This is a genomic window from Vibrio sp. THAF190c (genome assembly GCF_009363355.1).
Lineage (GTDB): Bacteria > Pseudomonadota > Gammaproteobacteria > Enterobacterales > Vibrionaceae > Vibrio > Vibrio fortis_A.
This window is the reverse complement of sequence record NZ_CP045338.1, coordinates 13982-33240: the sequence shown is the minus strand read 5'-3', so window position 1 is coordinate 33240 and position 19259 is coordinate 13982. Positions and strand designations below refer to the sequence as shown.

The 19259-nt window shown below is 46.9% G+C and carries 13 protein-coding genes, 4 tRNA genes, 3 rRNA genes and 1 riboswitch; of the genes, 5 read left to right on the top strand and 15 right to left on the bottom strand.

Annotated elements, in window-relative coordinates; genetic code table 11:
- Nucleotides 1-24 precede the first annotated feature (24 nt).
- Nucleotides 25-1509 carry a ketol-acid reductoisomerase gene (ilvC, locus tag FIV04_RS00145; protein ID WP_152467920.1) on the bottom strand — a complete coding sequence of 495 codons (1485 nt, stop codon included), beginning with the start codon at nt 1507-1509 and terminating at the stop codon, nt 25-27.
- 147 nt (nt 1510-1656) lie between these two features.
- On the opposite strand from ilvC, the gene ilvY reads away from it, so the two are divergent.
- Entirely contained in the window at nt 1657-2547 is an 891-nt protein-coding gene (gene ilvY, locus FIV04_RS00140; RefSeq protein WP_152467919.1) for an HTH-type transcriptional activator IlvY, read from the top strand.
- A 124-nt stretch (nt 2548-2671) separates the two neighbouring features.
- Here the strand turns inward: ilvY and FIV04_RS00135 are convergent.
- From FIV04_RS00135 to FIV04_RS00090, 10 genes are all read right to left on the bottom strand, one after another.
- A tRNA-Ser gene (locus FIV04_RS00135) sits at nt 2672-2762 on the bottom strand.
- Between the two features lie 69 nt (nt 2763-2831).
- Nucleotides 2832-2947, bottom strand: a 5S ribosomal RNA gene (gene rrf / locus FIV04_RS00130).
- A gap of 93 nt (nt 2948-3040) precedes the next feature.
- A 23S ribosomal RNA gene (locus tag FIV04_RS00125) occupies nt 3041-5932 on the bottom strand.
- 353 nt (nt 5933-6285) lie between these two features.
- A tRNA-Val gene (locus tag FIV04_RS00120) sits at nt 6286-6361 on the bottom strand.
- A 32-nt stretch (nt 6362-6393) separates the two neighbouring features.
- Nucleotides 6394-6469 (bottom strand) — tRNA-Lys (locus FIV04_RS00115).
- A gap of 2 nt (nt 6470-6471) precedes the next feature.
- Nucleotides 6472-6547, bottom strand: a tRNA-Glu gene (locus FIV04_RS00110).
- Between the two features lie 88 nt (nt 6548-6635).
- Nucleotides 6636-8188 (bottom strand): 16S ribosomal RNA (locus FIV04_RS00105).
- The 16S, 23S and 5S rRNA genes sit together here with 4 tRNA genes alongside, the layout of an rRNA operon.
- Before the next feature lie 453 nt (nt 8189-8641).
- Complete coding sequence (hemG, locus tag FIV04_RS00100; protein WP_032548604.1) at nt 8642-9169, bottom strand: menaquinone-dependent protoporphyrinogen IX dehydrogenase; 528 nt, start codon at nt 9167-9169, stop codon at nt 8642-8644.
- A 9-nt stretch (nt 9170-9178) separates the two neighbouring features.
- A complete protein-coding gene (locus FIV04_RS00095; RefSeq protein ID WP_032548605.1) occupies nt 9179-10636 on the bottom strand; it encodes a TrkH family potassium uptake protein in 1458 nt (485 codons plus the stop codon).
- Nucleotides 10637-10670: 34 nt separating this feature from the next.
- A complete protein-coding gene (locus FIV04_RS00090) occupies nt 10671-11294 on the bottom strand; it encodes a YigZ family protein (protein ID WP_150870596.1) in 624 nt (207 codons plus the stop codon).
- A gap of 227 nt (nt 11295-11521) precedes the next feature.
- Between FIV04_RS00090 and fadB the strand changes: the two genes are divergently transcribed.
- The 3 genes from fadB to FIV04_RS00075 all read left to right on the top strand — a co-directional run bounded on the left by fadB (nt 11522) and on the right by FIV04_RS00075 (nt 16095).
- On the top strand, nt 11522-13693 hold the full coding sequence (gene fadB / locus FIV04_RS00085) for a fatty acid oxidation complex subunit alpha FadB (protein ID WP_152467918.1): 2172 nt from the start codon (nt 11522-11524) through the stop codon (nt 13691-13693).
- Nucleotides 13694-13719: 26 nt separating this feature from the next.
- Complete coding sequence (gene fadA, locus FIV04_RS00080) at nt 13720-14883, top strand: acetyl-CoA C-acyltransferase FadA (protein WP_152467917.1); 1164 nt, start codon at nt 13720-13722, stop codon at nt 14881-14883.
- A gap of 231 nt (nt 14884-15114) precedes the next feature.
- Nucleotides 15115-16095, top strand: a complete 981-nt coding sequence (locus FIV04_RS00075) for an MDR family oxidoreductase (RefSeq protein WP_152467916.1) — start codon at nt 15115-15117, stop codon at nt 16093-16095.
- Nucleotides 16096-16169: 74 nt separating this feature from the next.
- Here FIV04_RS00075 and FIV04_RS00070 read toward each other — a convergent pair whose 3' ends face one another.
- Both FIV04_RS00070 and FIV04_RS00065 read right to left on the bottom strand, forming a co-directional pair.
- The gene (locus tag FIV04_RS00070) at nt 16170-17111 is read right to left on the bottom strand and encodes a LysR family transcriptional regulator (protein ID WP_150870603.1); all 942 of its coding nucleotides are present in this window, start codon (nt 17109-17111) and stop codon (nt 16170-16172) included.
- Nucleotides 17112-17283: 172 nt separating this feature from the next.
- A complete protein-coding gene (locus FIV04_RS00065; protein WP_032548611.1) occupies nt 17284-17469 on the bottom strand; it encodes a hypothetical protein in 186 nt (61 codons plus the stop codon).
- Nucleotides 17470-17617: 148 nt separating this feature from the next.
- Here FIV04_RS00065 and tusA point away from each other — a divergent pair, with 148 nt between their 5' ends.
- The gene (tusA, locus tag FIV04_RS00060) at nt 17618-17869 is read left to right on the top strand and encodes a sulfurtransferase TusA (protein WP_032548612.1); all 252 of its coding nucleotides are present in this window, start codon (nt 17618-17620) and stop codon (nt 17867-17869) included.
- A 49-nt stretch (nt 17870-17918) separates the two neighbouring features.
- Here tusA and FIV04_RS00055 read toward each other — a convergent pair whose 3' ends face one another.
- Together FIV04_RS00055 and FIV04_RS00050 are read right to left on the bottom strand one after the other, a co-directional pair.
- On the bottom strand, nt 17919-18176 hold the full coding sequence (locus FIV04_RS00055) for a hypothetical protein (RefSeq protein ID WP_084181750.1): 258 nt from the start codon (nt 18174-18176) through the stop codon (nt 17919-17921).
- Nucleotides 18177-18389: 213 nt separating this feature from the next.
- On the bottom strand, nt 18390-18944 hold the full coding sequence (locus FIV04_RS00050) for a TMEM165/GDT1 family protein (protein WP_032548613.1): 555 nt from the start codon (nt 18942-18944) through the stop codon (nt 18390-18392).
- Nucleotides 18945-18983: 39 nt separating this feature from the next.
- Nucleotides 18984-19171, bottom strand: a riboswitch (yybP-ykoY riboswitch).
- Nucleotides 19172-19259: the final 88 nt, after the last annotated feature.

Sequence of the window (19259 nt, the reverse complement as noted above, 5' to 3'; positions counted from 1 at the left end):
TTCTCTAAATTCTTGCGATGCTAACTAGCCGCCTACTGCGATGCGCTTCATGTCGCTCATGTAAGCACGTAGCTCTTCACCGATGTACTCAACTGGATGGTTACGGATAGCTTCGTTCACTTCGATTAGACGAGCATTGTCTACTTGGTTAGATGATTCACCTAGACCTTTACCAATAACGTCTGTAGATACTGAAGGCATAAATTTCTCACGTAGTAGTGGCGTAGCTACGTTAGCAAATAGGTAGTTACCGTATTCTGCTGTATCAGAGATTACTACGTTCATTTCGTATAGACGCTTACGAGCAACCGTGTTTGCGATTAGTGGAAGCTCATGTAGAGATTCGTAGTATGCAGACTCATCGATGATGCCAGATGCAGTCATTGCTTCGAACGCTAGCTCAACACCAGCACGAACCATTGCAACCATTAGGATACCGTTGTCGAAGTACTCTTGCTCAGAGATTTCAACATCACCTTCAGGGTAGTTTTCGAATGCAGTTTGACCTGTCTCTTCACGCCAGCCTAGTAGGTTCGCATCGTCGTTTGCCCAGTCAGCCATCATAGTGCTAGAGAAGTGACCTGTGATTACGTCATCCATGTGCTTGTTGTACAGTGGACGCATTAGATCTTTTAGCTCTTCAGAAAGCTCGAACGCTTTGATTTTCGCTGGGTTTGATAGACGGTCCATCATGTGTGTCACACCACCAAACTTTAGTGCTTCCGTAACAGTTTCCCAACCGTACTGTAGAAGCTTACCTGCGTAGCTCGGATCGATACCTTCAGCAACCATCTTCTCGTAAGAAACGATAGAACCTGCTTGTAGCATGCCACATAGAATAGTCTGTTCGCCCACTAGGTCCGATTTCACTTCAGCAACAAATGAAGACTCTAGACAACCCGCACGGTGACCACCAGTACCAGCAGCCCATGCTTTCGCGATATCCCAACCTTCACCCTTTGGATCGTTCTCTGGGTGAACGGCGATAAGAGTCGGAACACCGAAGCCACGTTTGTACTCTTCACGTACTTCTGTACCTGGACACTTAGGTGCAACCATAACAACCGTTAGGTCTTTACGAATTTGCATGCCTTCTTCAACAATGTTGAAGCCGTGTGAGTAACCTAGTGCAGCACCCTCTTTCATTAGAGGCATTACTGTCTCAACAACGTTTGTATGCTGTTTGTCTGGAGTTAGGTTGATCACTAGATCTGCTTCAGGGATTAGGTTTTCGTAGCTATCTACTTCAAAACCGTTCTCTTTCGCGTTTTTGTAAGATTGACGTTGCTCGTCAATCGCAGCCTGACGAAGTGCGTAAGCTACGTCTAGACCAGAATCACGCATGTTTAGACCTTGGTTTAGGCCTTGAGCACCACAACCAACGATAACGACTTTCTTACCTTTCAGGTAATCCGCTTCAGTTGCAAATTCACTGCGGTCCATGAAACGACAACGACCTAATTGGTCTAGCTGCTCGCGTAGGTTTAAAGTATTGAAATAGTTAGCCATCTGGGCGCTCCTTTTAAGAATTTTTCCGTTGAGGTCGGTAGCTTTGTTACCGAATGAGTTCATACTAAAACAGACATACGGTTGCTTAAAGTGATATATTCACAATTAGTTATTGCAATTAATGCAACGTGGAAACATTCGTAATATATGAACATAAAATCATTACAGTTATTCATACATTTGTGTGACAGCAAAAACTTCAGCAAGACTGCGGCGGCGATGCACGTCAGCCCATCGGCTTTAAGTCGCCAAATACAGAAACTCGAAGATGAAACAGGGCAAGAGCTGCTGATTCGAGATAACCGTAGTGTCGACCTCACTCCAGCAGGAAAACAACTGCTTCCCGTTGCACTCAATATTGTCAGTGAATGGCAACAGTACAACCTTCATTTAAAAGGCGGAGAACAAGAGCTGAAAGGTGAGATTCGGATCTTCTGCTCAGTGACTGCAAGCTATAGTCATCTGCCTGAGTTAATTACTGAGTTTCGAGCTCTCCATCCTTATATTGAATTTAAACTCTCAACGGGCGACCCAGCTCAAGCAATAGATAAGATCCTCAATGACGAAGTCGATATCGCTATTTCCGCAAAGCCAGATATCCTTCCATCACGCCTGGAGTTTGAAACGATTAGTGATATCCCGCTATCTGTTATTTCTCCAGCAGGAGTCAGTAGCTTCAGCCAACAACTACGGGCTGAGCACATCGATTGGAATGATCTACCATTCATCATCCCAGAGGCAGGCACAGCTCGTGAGCGCGCCAATACCTGGTTTAAGAAGCTGAAAATCAAACCTAATATCTATGCTCAAGTATCAGGCCACGAAGCCATCGTCAGCATGGTGGCGCTTGGTTGTGGTATTGGAATTGCACCAGATGTGGTGATCAATAACAGCCCTGTAAGAGATAAGGTTGAACGCTTAAAGATAGAACCAATTAAGCCCTTTGAATTAGGCGTATGCTGTAAGCGAGCGCAATTAGATAACCCACTCATCCGGGCGTTCTGGCAGGTTGCAGAAGGCAAATATTTAACGGATTAGATATCAGAGATAGTTAATAGAGAGAACGACATAGAAGGGCACACTAGTGCTCTTTTTTGTTACTTTAATTCGACACGACAGAAATGAAAAAAGCCCGCTGATTTCTCAGCGGGCTTTTCAATGGTGGTGGAGGGATAGGGATTTGAACCCTAGAACCGCTATTAACGGTTGCCGGTTTTCAAGACCGGTGCTTTCGACCACTCAGCCATCCCTCCAACAAATTTTCATCAACAGATTAGTACACTGTTGAAGTTGTTATTTGCTATGCAAATAACGAAATCAAAGCCTGGCGATGTCCTACTCTCACATGGGGAAGCCCCACACTACCATCGGCGCTATTGCGTTTCACTTCTGAGTTCGGCATGGAATCAGGTGGGTCCACAACGCTATGGTCGCCAAGCAAATTCTTAAAATTCGGAAAGCTGTTTCTGTTCTCTCAAACTCATTCAAGCGTTTGTATATCTTGAGTCCATCAAAACCCCTTGGGTGTTGTATGGTTAAGCCTCACGGGCAATTAGTACAGGTTAGCTCAACGCCTCACAGCGCTTACACACCCTGCCTATCAACGTTCTAGTCTTGAACAACCCTTTAGGACACTTAAAGTGCCAGGGAAGACTCATCTCAGGGCTCGCTTCCCGCTTAGATGCTTTCAGCGGTTATCGATTCCGAACTTAGCTACCGGGCAATGCCATTGGCATGACAACCCGAACACCAGAGGTTCGTCCACTCCGGTCCTCTCGTACTAGGAGCAGCCCCCTTCAATCTTCCAACGCCCACGGCAGATAGGGACCGAACTGTCTCACGACGTTCTAAACCCAGCTCGCGTACCACTTTAAATGGCGAACAGCCATACCCTTGGGACCGACTTCAGCCCCAGGATGTGATGAGCCGACATCGAGGTGCCAAACACCGCCGTCGATATGAACTCTTGGGCGGTATCAGCCTGTTATCCCCGGAGTACCTTTTATCCGTTGAGCGATGGCCCTTCCATTCAGAACCACCGGATCACTATGACCTGCTTTCGCACCTGCTCGAATTGTCATTCTCGCAGTCAAGCGGGCTTATGCCATTGCACTAACCTCACGATGTCCAACCGTGATTAGCCCACCTTCGTGCTCCTCCGTTACTCTTTGGGAGGAGACCGCCCCAGTCAAACTACCCACCAGGCACTGTCCGTAATCCCGATTCAGGGACCAACGTTAGAACATCAACACTACAAGGGTGGTATTTCAAGGACGACTCCACCACATCTAGCGACGCGGTTTCAAAGTCTCCCACCTATCCTACACATGTAGGGTCAATGTTCAGTGCCAAGCTGTAGTAAAGGTTCACGGGGTCTTTCCGTCTAGCCGCGGGTACACTGCATCTTCACAGCGATTTCAATTTCACTGAGTCTCGGGTGGAGACAGCGTGGCCATCATTACGCCATTCGTGCAGGTCGGAACTTACCCGACAAGGAATTTCGCTACCTTAGGACCGTTATAGTTACGGCCGCCGTTTACCGGGGCTTCGATCAAGAGCTTCGACCGAAGTCTAACCCCATCAATTAACCTTCCGGCACCGGGCAGGCGTCACACCGTATACGTCATCTTACGATTTTGCACAGTGCTGTGTTTTTAATAAACAGTTGCAGCCACCTGGTATCTGCGACTCTCGTCAGCTCCATCCGCGAGGGACTTCACCGATAAGAGCGTACCTTCTCCCGAAGTTACGGTACCATTTTGCCTAGTTCCTTCACCCGAGTTCTCTCAAGCGCCTTGGTATTCTCTACCCGACCACCTGTGTCGGTTTGGGGTACGATTCCTTACAATCTGAAGCTTAGAGGCTTTTCCTGGAAGCATGGCATCAATGACTTCACCACCGTAGTGGCTCGACATCGTATCTCAGCGTTAATGAAGAGCCGGATTTACCTAACTCTTCCGCCTACGTACTTGAACCTGGACAACCGTCGCCAGGCCCACCTAGCCTTCTCCGTCCCCCCATCGCAATTGTAAGAAGTACGGGAATATTAACCCGTTTCCCATCGACTACGCCTTTCGGCCTCGCCTTAGGGGTCGACTTACCCTGCCCCGATTAACGTTGGACAGGAACCCTTGGTCTTCCGGCGAGGGAGTTTTTCACTCCCTTTATCGTTACTCATGTCAGCATTCGCACTTCTGATACCTCCAGCAGCCCTTACAGACCACCTTCAACGGCTTACAGAACGCTCCCCTACCCCGCATACTAAAGTATGCAGCCGCAGCTTCGGTGTATAGCTTAGCCCCGTTACATCTTCCGCGCAGGCCGACTCGACCAGTGAGCTATTACGCTTTCTTTAAATGATGGCTGCTTCTAAGCCAACATCCTGGCTGTCTGAGCCTTCCCACATCGTTTCCCACTTAGCTATACTTTGGGACCTTAGCTGGCGGTCTGGGTTGTTTCCCTCTCCACGACGGACGTTAGCACCCGCCGTGTGTCTCCCGGATAGTACTTACTGGTATTCGGAGTTTGCAAAGGGTTGGTAAGTCGGGATGACCCCCTAGCCTTAACAGTGCTCTACCCCCAGTAGTATTCGTCCGAGGCGCTACCTAAATAGCTTTCGGGGAGAACCAGCTATCTCCAGGTTTGATTGGCCTTTCACCCCTAGCCACAAGTCATCCGCTAATTTTTCAACATTAGTCGGTTCGGTCCTCCAGTTGATGTTACTCAACCTTCAACCTGCCCATGGCTAGATCACCTGGTTTCGGGTCTATATCCAGAGACTGAACGCCCAGTTAAGACTCGGTTTCCCTACGGCTCCCCTAAACGGTTAACCTTGCCACTGAATATAAGTCGCTGACCCATTATACAAAAGGTACGCAGTCACACCACGAAGGTGCTCCTACTGCTTGTACGTACACGGTTTCAGGTTCTATTTCACTCCCCTCACAGGGGTTCTTTTCGCCTTTCCCTCACGGTACTGGTTCACTATCGGTCAGTCAGTAGTATTTAGCCTTGGAGGATGGTCCCCCCATATTCAGACAGGATATCACGTGTCCCGCCCTACTCGATTTCACTGATTATGATGTGTCGGTTACGGGGCTATCACCCTTTATTGCGAGACTTTCCAGACTCTTCACCTGCATCATTAAAAGCTTAAGGGCTAATCCAATTTCGCTCGCCGCTACTTTCGGAATCTCGGTTGATTTCTCTTCCTCGGGGTACTTAGATGTTTCAGTTCCCCCGGTTTGCCTCTTGCTGCTATGTATTCACAACAAGATACTTACTTATGTAAGTGGGTTTCCCCATTCGGAAATCCCAGACTCAAATGGTTTTTACTACCTAATCTGGGCTTATCGCAAGTTAATACGTCCTTCATCGCCTCTGACTGCCAAGGCATCCACCGTGTACGCTTAGTCACTTAACCATACAACCCGAAGAAGTTTCGAGTTGATGATAAATCACCAAGGTTTTTGGTTGTAACAAGAAGGGTTAATTCTTATTACGTGTTTGCCGGACTCAATGGTGATTCAAATTAAATTTGAATCGAATACAAGACACTTGAATGTGTTTGTGTTGTGTTTATCCAAAGGATAAACATTGAGAACTTTTAATTTGATTTAAATAACTCTGTTATTTAAATCAGTCAGCTTTCCAAATTGTTAAAGAGCATGAGACTTCGTTAGAAGTTCATTTTCTAAAGACTCTCACAGTCGAAAAATCCAACCAGCAACCTAAATTGTGGTTTGGAGTTTTGAACTTCCAAGAATATTTAGAGAATGGTGGGCGATACCGGGCTCGAACCAGTGACCCCCTGCTTGTAAGGCAGGTGCTCTCCCAACTGAGCTAATCGCCCACGATAGTTTTAATTCCTTCGCGGAGAAAGAATGGTGGGTCGTGCAGGATTCGAACCTGCGACCAATTGATTAAAAGTCAACTGCTCTACCAACTGAGCTAACGACCCAATGGTATCCCGTAGGGGAGTCGAACCCCTGTTACCGCCGTGAAAGGGCGGTGTCCTAGGCCTCTAGACGAACGGGACACTGCATGAAGATATTGGGATATCTTCGTCTCTTTTACTTTCTAAACCGTATCAATCTGTGTGGACACTTATCGTGAATATCTTCGTATAAGGAGGTGATCCAGCCCCAGGTTCCCCTAGGGCTACCTTGTTACGACTTCACCCCAGTCATGAACCACAAAGTGGTGAGCGTCCTCCCGAAGGTTAAACTACCCACTTCTTTTGCAGCCCACTCCCATGGTGTGACGGGCGGTGTGTACAAGGCCCGGGAACGTATTCACCGTAGCATTCTGATCTACGATTACTAGCGATTCCGACTTCATGGAGTCGAGTTGCAGACTCCAATCCGGACTACGACGCACTTTTTGGGATTCGCTCACTCTCGCAAGTTGGCTGCCCTCTGTATGCGCCATTGTAGCACGTGTGTAGCCCTACTCGTAAGGGCCATGATGACTTGACGTCGTCCCCACCTTCCTCCGGTTTATCACCGGCAGTCTCCCTGGAGTTCCCGACATTACTCGCTGGCAAACAAGGATAAGGGTTGCGCTCGTTGCGGGACTTAACCCAACATTTCACAACACGAGCTGACGACAGCCATGCAGCACCTGTCTCAGAGTTCCCGAAGGCACCAATCCATCTCTGGAAAGTTCTCTGGATGTCAAGAGTAGGTAAGGTTCTTCGCGTTGCATCGAATTAAACCACATGCTCCACCGCTTGTGCGGGCCCCCGTCAATTCATTTGAGTTTTAATCTTGCGACCGTACTCCCCAGGCGGTCTACTTAACGCGTTAGCTCCGAAAGCCACGGCTCAAGGCCACAACCTCCAAGTAGACATCGTTTACGGCGTGGACTACCAGGGTATCTAATCCTGTTTGCTCCCCACGCTTTCGCATCTGAGTGTCAGTATCTGTCCAGGGGGCCGCCTTCGCCACTGGTATTCCTTCAGATCTCTACGCATTTCACCGCTACACCTGAAATTCTACCCCCCTCTACAGTACTCTAGTTTGCCAGTTTCAAATGCAGTTCCGAGGTTGAGCCCCGGGCTTTCACATCTGACTTAACAAACCACCTGCATGCGCTTTACGCCCAGTAATTCCGATTAACGCTCGCACCCTCCGTATTACCGCGGCTGCTGGCACGGAGTTAGCCGGTGCTTCTTCTGCAGCTAACGTCAAGACATGCCGCTATTAACGACACCCCCTTCCTCACTGCTGAAAGTACTTTACAACCCGAAGGCCTTCTTCATACACGCGGCATGGCTGCATCAGGCTTGCGCCCATTGTGCAATATTCCCCACTGCTGCCTCCCGTAGGAGTCTGGACCGTGTCTCAGTTCCAGTGTGGCTGATCATCCTCTCAGACCAGCTAGGGATCGTCGCCTTGGTGAGCCATTACCTCACCAACTAGCTAATCCCACCTAGGCATATCTTGACGCGAGAGGCCCGAAGGTCCCCCTCTTTGGCCCGTAGGCGTTATGCGGTATTAGCCATCGTTTCCAATGGTTATCCCCCACATCAAGGCAATTTCCTAGGCATTACTCACCCGTCCGCCGCTCGACGCCGTTATCGTTCCCCGAAGGTTCAGATAACTCGTTTCCGCTCGACTTGCATGTGTTAGGCCTGCCGCCAGCGTTCAATCTGAGCCATGATCAAACTCTTCAATTTAAGATTTTGTCGACTCAATGAATACTGATTACATTACATAGTAATGTTGAATTGACTGTGCCGAATCTTACGATTCGAATTGGTCACTCAGTTCATTGAAATCAAGTTGAAACCGAAGTTTCACTTTTTGACATTCATCAACGAGTGCCCACACAGATTGATAGGTTTAAATTGTTAAAGAGCTTTTCCTTTTTGAGCCTCACTCAAATCGGACGGCCATTTTAGCGATTTAAGTTTTAGTGTCAACCACTTTTTTCAAAACTTTTTTCAAGCGCTTAGCTTGGCTAATTTGGCTTGCTGATTCGTTCTGGTTTCTTTCGAAGCCATCCCGTGTCAGCGAGGTGGCATTATAGAGATTGCGATCACATTGGCAAGCCCTTTTTTAAGTTTTTTTGCTTTTTTTAATTGTTCGATTAAAAAGAAAACAAAACGCCTCAAAAGTAAGCTTTTCTCTTATAGATTCTTGAGTTTTTCAGTGAATAAAGAGACTTTTTGCCAGTTTGTGTACTCAACTTCTTTGCTGGTATCCGTTTCACCACCAGTCATCGTCATAATAAAGCGAATCATGGTTCTGTCGAAGAAGTTATATCTAGGGTAATAGAGAGCACCTGCGAAAACACCGATTAAAGAAGGTTGCCACGGTGACTTCTTAAGGAATGTCTTTATATACGCACTACCTTCTGGCGTATCTTTACCTTGGTCTTCTTTACGAGCGGTTAGGTTCACGCAGAAAAACGCCACTTTATTCGATTGAAGTTGAGTAAGATTGCGCTCAATAAACTGGTACAGCTTTTTATTAAGATGACCATAACGAATAGAGGCACCAATCAGTACTTTGTCATACTGAGCGAAATCTACGTCGCCAACGGTGTGCAGATCGCGAATGTCGCAATCAAACTCCGCCATCTCCTCTTTTATATAGTTAAGAATCTTCTTGGTCTGCCCTTCTCGGCTTGAGTAAAGAAATAGTGCTTTTGCCACAATGGTTCCTTAGCTACGCCAGAACGTAGGCGTTAATAGAATTAATAGAGTGAAGATCTCTAAACGTCCAAACAGCATAGAGACAATCAATACCCACTTTGCTTTATCGTTAACATCACCAAAGTGGACTGCTACTTCTCCTAGGCCTGGGCCCAGATTGTTCAATGTTGCCGCCACGGCAGAGAACGCACTCAGTTCATCCATACCCGTTGCAATCAGAGCCAACATACACACCACGAACACCAGAGCATAAGCAGAAAAGAATCCCCATACCGCATCAACAACACGTTGAGGAAGTGCCGTACCACCAACCTTGATGGTGTAAACCGCACGTGGGTGAACCAAACGCTTCATTTCACGAGCGCCTTGCAGGGTCAGCAATAGAATACGGATAACTTTCATACCGCCGCCAGTCGAACCTGCACACCCGCCTATAAAAGAAGAGAATAAAAGCAGTACTGGCAAGAACAGTGGCCATTCTGAAAAACCGGTTGTAGTAAAACCAGCCGTGGTTGAAATAGAGACCGTTTGGAATAGCGCTTGATCAAACGCATCATAATAAGAGTCGTAAGAGTGGTGATTCAGTAGTAATAAGAAGCAAACCAGAAACAACACCGCTTGAATAAAGATAAAGGCACGAAACTCAGGATCTTTCCAATAGTACTTAGGGTGAACACCGCCCGATGCAAATGCAGCAAAGTGAAGAGAGTAGTTACACGCAGAGATAAGCAGGAACACAACCGTGATCATGTTAATCGCAGGGCTATTGAAATAACCCATACTGGCATCATGCGTCGAGAAGCCACCGATAGCTATAGTAGAGAAACTGTGGCTAATGGCATCAAAGAAGCTCATTCCCGCCAGCCAAAACGCTACCGCACAAGCAATAGTTAAACTTAAATAGATATACCAGAGTGCTTTTGCTGTTTCTGCAATCCTCGGGGTCATCTTACTGTCTTTAACAGGACCTGGGATTTCCGCTCTATATAGCTGCATACCACCAATACCCAGTACCGGTAAGATCGCTACCGCAAGTACGATGATACCCATACCACCAAACCACTGCAGGAACTGACGATAAAAAAGAATCGCTTTAGGTAGGTCATCCAGTCCAACAATAACAGTAGCGCCGGTTGTGGTGAGAGCCGAGAAAGACTCGAAGAAGGCATCAGTAACCGAAACATTTGGGTTATCTGCTATTAAAAAAGGAAGTGCACCAGCACTGCCGATTACAGTCCAGAACAGAACAACAATAAGAAAGCCGTCTCTCGCCTTTAATTCATGCTTGTGGCGACGGTTTGGAAACCAGCAGGTAGCACCACAAAAAAGTAAAACAAAGAAGGTCGTAACAAAAGGAACACCAGCACCATCTCGATAGATCAATGCCACCAGCGCGGGTGCAAGCATTGAGACACTAAAGAGTGCTAATAATAATCCGACGATTCGAATAATTGAGCGAAATTGCATGAGCTAATGAACGAAGCGAAAGGCTTCACACTTCCTAGTTATCTTTTACTTGAGTGACCAGTGCCTTGGCACCGCTTTTATTGATCATGGTTTGAGTGAAGGCTTCGACCTGAAGCAGCTCAATCTCTATGACCATTGTGACCTGAACGCCATAATCCGCTTCAACCTCTACCGCCTGATATTGCGACATGATTGATTGGGCGATCGGCATAAACCCATAGTCTAACTCTAGGCGCAATTTTGTGGTTATTTTTTTCTCGATAGTTTGAAGCAGCTTAAGCGCTTGTTGCACACCACCGCCGTACGCCTTTACTAAACCACCTGTACCGAGCTTAATTCCACCCGAATAACGAGTCACCACAGCAGTCAGTTCCCCCACTCCAGAGCCAGACAGTTGAGCCAATATTGGTTTACCCGCCGTTCCGGAAGGTTCACCGTCATCACTGAAGCCCCACTTCATCGAGTCTTCTGGTCGTCCAGCAACAAATCCCCAGCAATTGTGTCTTGCTGCGCTATGCTCTTGTTTTATCTGATCAACAAACTGCTTAGCCGCCTCAATACTCGGTGTATGAGCAAGGTGGGTAATGAAGACACTTTTCTTAATTTCTTCTTCAAAAACAGCCGAAGCAGCCGGGATTAAATATGGTTGGTCATTCATATCATTTACTTTAGCGATCAGGGCGGCAAAGTGTATCACGGGTGAATAATAAGGGTTAGCGGATCTGTTCCAACGCACAATGTTAAGCAATTGTTTAAAAAATGTATTGAAATTAGCCAGTGGTGGGTACAGACTAAAGAAACTGGTCTTACCAGGTATTCTATACTTAAAGAAAGATAACAAAATTCTCTCAAACAATCGTCGATTGTATGTCATGGAGATAGACAATGATTTACCAAGCTAACACCCTACAGGTAAAGGAATTACAAGATGGTATAGCCGAACTTAGCTTTTGTGCTCCAGCCTCTGTAAATAAGCTCGACCTTGCTACATTAGAATCACTCGACAAAGCACTTGATGCTTTAAATGACCACGCTGGACTGCGCGGCTTGATCTTAACTTCAAACAAAGATGCTTTCATCGTAGGTGCAGACATCACGGAGTTTTTGGGCCTATTCGCGAAACCAGAAGCGGAATTAGAAGAGTGGCTTATTTTTGCAAACTCTATTTTTAGCAAGCTAGAAGACCTACCTGTTCCTACCCTTTCAATGATGCGCGGCCATGCACTTGGCGGCGGTTGTGAGTGTGTACTAGCCACTGACTTCCGTATTGGTGACAAGACCACCAGCATCGGCTTACCAGAAACCAAATTAGGTATCATGCCTGGCTTTGGTGGTTGTGTACGTCTGCCACGTGTTATTGGTGCTGACAGCGCAATGGAAATCATCACGCAAGGCAAAGCATGCCGAGCAGATGAAGCACTGAAAGTTGGGTTGTTAGATGCGATTGTTGAAACTGACCAACTACTTGAATCGGCTATTAATACAGTATCTCTGGCCGCAAGCGAGAAGCTAGACTGGGTTGCTCGCCGCAAACAGAAAACCTCTGCGTTATCACTCAGCAAGCTAGAAGCAATGATGAGCTTTACTATGGCGAAAGGTCTAGTAGCTCAGAAAGCAGGTCCTCACTACCCAGCACCGATCACATCTGTTGTCGCGATTGAAGAAGCTGCTCGTTGCGATCGTGATGCTGCATTGGATATCGAGCGTAAACACTTCATTAAACTGGCGAAGTCTGAAGAAGCAAAAGCACTGGTTGGCCTATTCCTTAACGACCAATACATCAAAGGCATCGCGAAGAAAGCTGGCAAGTCAGCGAATAAAGCCACTGAGCGTGCTGCTGTATTAGGTGCAGGCATCATGGGTGGTGGTATTGCTTACCAATCTGCGCTGAAAGGCGTGCCTGTCATGATGAAAGATATTGCTCAAGCATCGCTAGATTTAGGCATGAACGAAGCATCTAAGCTTCTTAATAAACGTCTATCTCGTGGCCGCATCGATGGCTTCAAGATGGCAGGTATTCTCTCTTCTATTACTCCTAGCCTTCACTACGCAGGTATCGAGCAATCAGATGTGATTGTTGAAGCGGTAGTGGAGAACCCGAAAATTAAAGCAGCTGTGTTGAGTGAAGTGGAACAGCAGGTTAGCCCTGATACTGTGATTACTTCTAACACGTCGACGATTCCAATCAATCTACTGGCAAAATCGCTGCAACGCCCAGAAAACTTCTGTGGTATGCACTTCTTTAACCCAGTGCACCGCATGCCGCTAGTAGAGATCATCCGTGGTGAGCACACTTCAGATGAAACCATCAATCGCGTTGTCGCTTACGCGGCGAAAATGGGTAAATCACCAATTGTCGTTAACGACTGCCCAGGCTTCTTCGTTAACCGTGTTCTTTTCCCATACTTTGGCGGCTTTAGCATGTTGCTTCGCGACGGTGCTGACTTCACCAAGATCGACAAAATCATGGAACGTAAGTTTGGTTGGCCTATGGGTCCTGCTTACCTACTGGATGTGGTTGGTCTTGATACTGCGCATCACGCACAAGATGTAATGGCACAAGGCTTCCCAGAGCGAATGGGTAAAGAAGGTCGTGACGCGATCGACGCGCTATTTGAAGCAAACAAGTTTGGTCAGAAAAATGGCAGCGGCTTCTACAGCTACAGCGTCGACAAGCGTGGTCGTCCGAAGAAAGCCTTTTCTGAAGATATCCTTCCTATCTTGGCTGACGTATGCCAAGCACCACAGGAATTTGATGAAGAGACCATTATCCAGCGTGTGATGATTCCAATGATCAACGAAGTGGTACTGTGTCTTGAAGAAGGCATCATCGCTTCACCACAAGAAGCTGATATGGCTCTGGTTTACGGACTTGGCTTCCCTCCATTCAGAGGCGGCGTTTTCCGTTACCTAGACAGTGTGGGCATCGCGAACTTTGTTGAGACAGCGAAAGGCTACCAAGACCTTGGCGCAATGTACCAAGTACCTCAACTATTGCTTGATATGGCAGAGAAAGGCGAAAGCTTTTACGACGCTCAGCAAGCTAGCTCTCTATAACCCACATTTGGAAAAGGAATTACAAAATGAAGAACGTAGTTGTTGTTGATTGCCTTCGCACCCCAATGGGCCGTTCCAAAGGTGGCGCTTTCCGTCATACACGTGCAGAAGACCTTTCTGCACACCTGATGAAAGGCATTCTTGAGCGTAACCCACAAGTTAACCCGAGTGAGATTGAAGATATCTACTGGGGCTGTGTCCAACAGACACTTGAGCAGGGCTTTAACGTGGCACGTAATGCTGCGCTACTTGCTGGCCTACCGATTGAAATTGGTGCTGTAACCGTTAACCGATTATGTGGTTCATCTATGCAAGCTCTGCATGATGCAACACGCTCAATCATGGTTGGCGATGCGGATATCTGTCTAATTGGTGGTGTTGAGCATATGGGTCATGTTCCTATGACGCATGGTGTGGACTTCCACCCTGGCATGTCGAAGAACGTAGCGAAAGCTGCGGGCATGATGGGTCTGACGGCAGAGATGCTTGGTAAGCTGCACGGCATCAGTCGTGAAGACCAAGATGCTTTCGCTGCCCGCTCTCACGCTCGCGCACATGCTGCAACAGTTGAAGGTCGCTTTAAAAACGAGATCTTACCAACTGAAGGTCACGCGGCAGACGGCTCACTGTTCACACTGGATCATGATGAAGTGATTCGCCCAGAGACTACAGTTGAAGGCCTATCTCAGCTTCGCCCAGTATTCGATCCAGCTAACGGTACCGTGACCGCTGGTACATCATCAGCGCTGTCAGATGGCGCATCTGCGATGCTGATCATGAGCGAAGATAAAGCTAACGAGCTTGGTTTGACGATTCGTGCTCGTGTTAAGTCAATGGCAATTGCAGGCTGTGACCCATCAATCATGGGCTACGGACCGGTTCCAGCGACTAAGAAAGCACTGAAGCGTGCGGGCCTATCGATTGAAGATATGGGCGTCATTGAGCTTAACGAAGCCTTTGCAGCGCAATCTCTGCCATGTGCTAAAGACCTAGGTCTTCTGGATGTGGTCGACGAGAAAGTAAACCTCAACGGTGGTGCAATCGCACTTGGTCACCCGCTGGGTTGTTCAGGTTCGCGTATCTCAACCACCTTGATTAACCTAATGGAAGCGAAGGACGTGAAGTACGGCCTAGCAACCATGTGTATTGGTTTGGGCCAAGGTATCGCAACGGTATTTGAACGCCCTTAATCTAGAGTAACTCTAAGTTAAGAGACCAATTAATTGTCGTTAGTAGGGTAACGATAAAAATGCAGCCTTAGTCTCTAGGGCTGCATTTTTTTATCTGCCGACTTACCGATATCACAAAACTGGAACTATGCATGTGATGCATAGATTCAATGTTGACGTTTCATTATTTTTTCTTCAATTATTCAACTACAGTTATCTCAGTTTCCTAATATTCCTCCAGTGGAGAGCACCATGTTTAAAGCACTTGTACTAAACCAAGAAGACAAAAAAACGATTGCTAGCGTTTCTCAAATTGACGAGTCACAACTTCCAGAAGGCAACGTTAAGATTGATGTGAATTACTCATCTTTAAACTACAAAGATGGTCTAGCGATCACTGGTAAAGGGCGCATTGTTCGTAACTTCCCTATGGTACCGGGTATCGACCTTTCAGGTGTGGTTTCTCAATCAGACGACCCTCGTTACAAAGCGGGCGACGAAGTGGTACTAACTGGTTGGGGTGTTGGTGAAGGTCACTGGGGTGGCATGGCTGAAAAAGCGAGCCTAAACGGTGACTGGTTGGTACCAATGCCAAAAGACCTAGACGCTAAAAAAGTAATGGCGATTGGTACGGCAGGCTTCACAGCAATGTTATGTGTTCAAGCTATCGTTGATGCAGGTGTTAAGCCAGAAGACGGCGAGATTCTAGTAACAGGTTCAAGCGGTGGTGTGGGCAGTGTGTCTATCACTCTACTTAACCAACTGGGCTACAAAGTAGCAGCAGTAACAGGCCGTGCATCTGAGAACGGTGAGCTACTTAAATCTCTAGGCGCATCGCGCATTGTTGAGCGTGCAGAACTAGAAGAGCCAGCAAAGCCACTAGAGAAACAGCTGTGGGCTGGTGCTATCGATACGGTAGGCAGCAAAGTTCTAGCAAAAGTACTGGCACAGATCGATTACAACGGCGTTGTCGCGGCATGTGGCCTAGCGGGTGGCTTCGATCTACCAACAACGGTAATGCCATTCATCCTACGTAACGTGCGTCTACAGGGTGTAGATTCAGTAATGTGTCCACGTGAGAAACGCATCAAAGCATGGGAACAGTTAGCTGAACTACTTCCAGAGTCGTTCTACCAACAAGCAACTAAAGAAGTGGCACTGGATGATGCGATCCAAGCTGCTGAAGACATTACTAACGGTCAAATCACTGGTCGTGTTGTCATCAAGCTATAGTTTCAAAAACCTGAAGCGATAAAGCTAAGTAACAAATACAAAGGGCTGAGTTTACTCAGCCCTTTTTCATTCCGTTAACCAAGACCAACATCAGCAATCCGCTTCTGAATCAGCTCACCACACTCCTCTTTCACCACTCGTCTCAGCCATTGTTGAGAAGCTGACGAATCACAACGTGAATGCCAAATCAGTGAATAATCAAACGGCATAAACTCGAATGGTAGTGGTTTCACAACGAGGTCGTAACGCTCTGCCACTAAATACGCGAGGTCGGCAGGTACAGTAATCACAAGAGGCATTCTATCGACGATCGCTAAAGCCGCCTCTAAATGATAGGCCCGCAGCACCATCCTTCTTGGAGGTTGATTGGCTAATGCATTATCAAGCAAGGCTTTTACGCCATCACTGATAGCAATCATCGCATGAGGCAGTGATACATAATCATTGAGGCTTAACGCGCTATCAGCCAGAGGGTGATTTTTAGAAAGCAGGCACGATACCCCAACAGGTCCTAATACCTGCTGATGTAGAGGTGCGACAGGGCCTGTTGGTCGGCATATCGCCATATCAACCCGCTCAGTACTCAACTGTTTAAATAGATTCTCATGCTGAAGCGGTGCAAACTCTAACGAGATGTTTGGTGCTTGCTCATAAATCTTAGGCAGCGCATACGGAAGGATAGTTTGCATCGCGTAATCCGTGGTCGCGATCAGGAAACGTTCCGTGCAGTAGTATGGGTCAAAGTCACTCGGGCTTAACAGCTGGCGAAATGACTCTAACGGCTGATCAATACGCTGGCTGATTTCGAGAGCTCTCTTGGTCGGCAGTAGACGCTGACCCTGGCGAGTAAAGAGGGGATCGTTAAGGAGTTCGCGAAGTCGCCCCAATACACGGCTGGTCGCAGACTGGCTGAGATTCAAACGCAAAGCGGCTTGGCTCACGCTACCCTCTTCGATCAAGACTTTAAGAGCAACCAACAGATTTAAATCTCGACGATAGATGTCTTCTAGTTCCACACGCTTACCTAATGAGCTTGTTAACAATCAATTTTGATAATTCATGTTTATAGCATGCTTTAGATAAAAAAAATCCCGCAATTACGCGGGGAAGCCCAAGAAAATTTGGGGATAGTGTCGGAATGTGTCGTATCGGAAAAACGTTTTGTACTTAGGTTAAATATCTTACGATTTAATGTTCCTGCTCTTCTGGCAAGCCACGCCAGCGTCGCATTTCAACCCAAATACCAATAATTGTTGCTGCTATGCCAAAGATTGGCATTAACGAGGCCTCTGCTGGTGTGCGTAACACTAACGCGCAAAAAGAGATAAAGCAGAGAACCGAATATATGGTTAATCTATCAAGTGCTGTCAACATCGCCACTCCTTAGCTAGTTGTCATTTGTTTAAGTTGTTACCAACTTGTTAAATAATTTATAGTAAATAATTCTGTTTGCCAAGCACTTATTGCATATTTTTTCTGCAGACGTATTATTCCCCTCGTTATACAGAAAGAGACACCTATCATGACATTCAATCCTGAGCTGGCCACACACACTTTAGAAGCACAAGGGCTACGCTGCCCAGAACCGGTAATGATGGTCAGGAAGACAATTCGAAACATGCAGGATGGCGATGTATTACTGGTAACGGCAGACGATCCATCAACCACACGCGACATCCCAAGTTTCTGTCGATTTATGGATCATCAACTTGTAGGACAGAACACGGATTCTGTGCCATACCAGTACTTAATCAAGAAAGGCCTAGAAGCCTAAGAACGATTTGGTTCAGATGTAAAAAAGCCGCTCAATGAGCGGCTTTTTGTTATTCGCTATCTCGACTGCGTTGCTGCAGATTATCGAGTTGGTGTTGAATTGAGCGTAGTTCTTTACGCATGGGGATAATATGGGCGACTCGAATCCAAGCCTCAACGGCGAGTCCGGTCATGATCATTGCACCTGCCACCATCGGCAACCACATGTCAGTTAATACCATCCCCAATAGAGTTAATGCCAAACCAAAAGTAAACAGGTAGCTTTGGCTTTGTGGAGTGATTCCCATATAACGCGTCAACATAATCATGCCCTCGTGTTCTCAACTCACAACATTAAAATATCATGACAATTGTGACAGTGATATGTCAGTAGGCGGTGCTCACACCACCTCTCTGTTAGAGTTTGAACTGCAACACAGAATGCAGATCGCAGCGCAAAAATTGGCACGCTTATAATTATAAATTGATAGATATGGCGATAGATTCTCTAGCAAAACAGGAGTCCTATCGCCGAAAAATCATCAATAGATTGCGGCTGCGATAGCTAAGCCAACAAACAGCAGGGCGGTGATCTTGCGAATCAACGCCAGTGGCATCTTATCGGCTGACAATTTGCCGATCACCACTACAGGCACGTTGGCTAATAACATACCAATAGTGGTGCCCAAGATAACCCACAGCAGCGCATCGGCATACTGAGCCCCTAGGATAGAAGTGGCTATCTGAGTCTTATCACCAATTTCAGCAATGAAGAACGCAATAAAGCTTGCGACAAACGGACCACGGCTGGAGATCTCCTCATCGTCATCAAGTTTATCTGGGATCAGAATCCAACCCGCCATCGCCAAAAAGCTCACCACCACAACCCATTTGAGGACTTCTGGCGATAAGTAATCGGATACAACAACACCTAACCAAGCCGCTAGGGCATGATTGGCAATAGTGGCAAAGAAGATTGCAGCAATAATCGGTATCGGCTTGCGATAACGGCTGGCTAACAGAAGAGAGAGTAACTGTGTCTTATCACCGATCTCGGCCAAGGCAACAGTTGTAATAGAGATTGCTAAAACGCTCACGACATGCTCATTTGGGGCGGGATTATTATTTTAACCGTAGACAAACCTCGCGCCCCACCCCGGTTCACGATGTTTGTCTAAGGTCTTGCTAAACGATGTCGACTTATGTGTTGTTGTGGTCGATTGTCGTCTCGAACGCCATGATGATTTTGCATCAATTATGTTGACGAACGAACCTATTATCCCAGTGTTGATAAATAGGTAAGCTACTCCCCAAAGACGGCGTGATTTTAGCGAGCCCCCTCCTCTAAAACAAGCTGAAAAGTGACTAAAAATTCCCGTTAAGTCGAAAAAAGAAGATTAAAGGGTAAAAAA

What these genes read in the sequence shown, in the direction of transcription:
- FIV04_RS00095 (WP_032548605.1), bottom strand. Translation starts at nt 10,636, where the DNA reads ATGCAATTTCGCTCAATTATTCGAATCGTCGGATTATTATTAGCACTC.
- FIV04_RS00055 (WP_084181750.1), bottom strand. Translation starts at nt 18,176, where the DNA reads ATGATTATGTTGACGCGTTATATGGGAATCACTCCACAAAGCCAAAGC.
- FIV04_RS00075 (WP_152467916.1), top strand. Translation starts at nt 15,115, where the DNA reads ATGTTTAAAGCACTTGTACTAAACCAAGAAGACAAAAAAACGATTGCT.
- FIV04_RS00065 (WP_032548611.1), bottom strand. Translation starts at nt 17,469, where the DNA reads ATGTTGACAGCACTTGATAGATTAACCATATATTCGGTTCTCTGCTTT.
- tusA (WP_032548612.1), top strand. Translation starts at nt 17,618, where the DNA reads ATGACATTCAATCCTGAGCTGGCCACACACACTTTAGAAGCACAAGGG.
- fadA (WP_152467917.1), top strand. Translation starts at nt 13,720, where the DNA reads ATGAAGAACGTAGTTGTTGTTGATTGCCTTCGCACCCCAATGGGCCGT.
- FIV04_RS00090 (WP_150870596.1), bottom strand. Translation starts at nt 11,294, where the DNA reads ATGAATGACCAACCATATTTAATCCCGGCTGCTTCGGCTGTTTTTGAA.
- fadB (WP_152467918.1), top strand. Translation starts at nt 11,522, where the DNA reads ATGATTTACCAAGCTAACACCCTACAGGTAAAGGAATTACAAGATGGT.
- ilvC (WP_152467920.1), bottom strand. Translation starts at nt 1,509, where the DNA reads ATGGCTAACTATTTCAATACTTTAAACCTACGCGAGCAGCTAGACCAA.
- ilvY (WP_152467919.1), top strand. Translation starts at nt 1,657, where the DNA reads ATGAACATAAAATCATTACAGTTATTCATACATTTGTGTGACAGCAAA.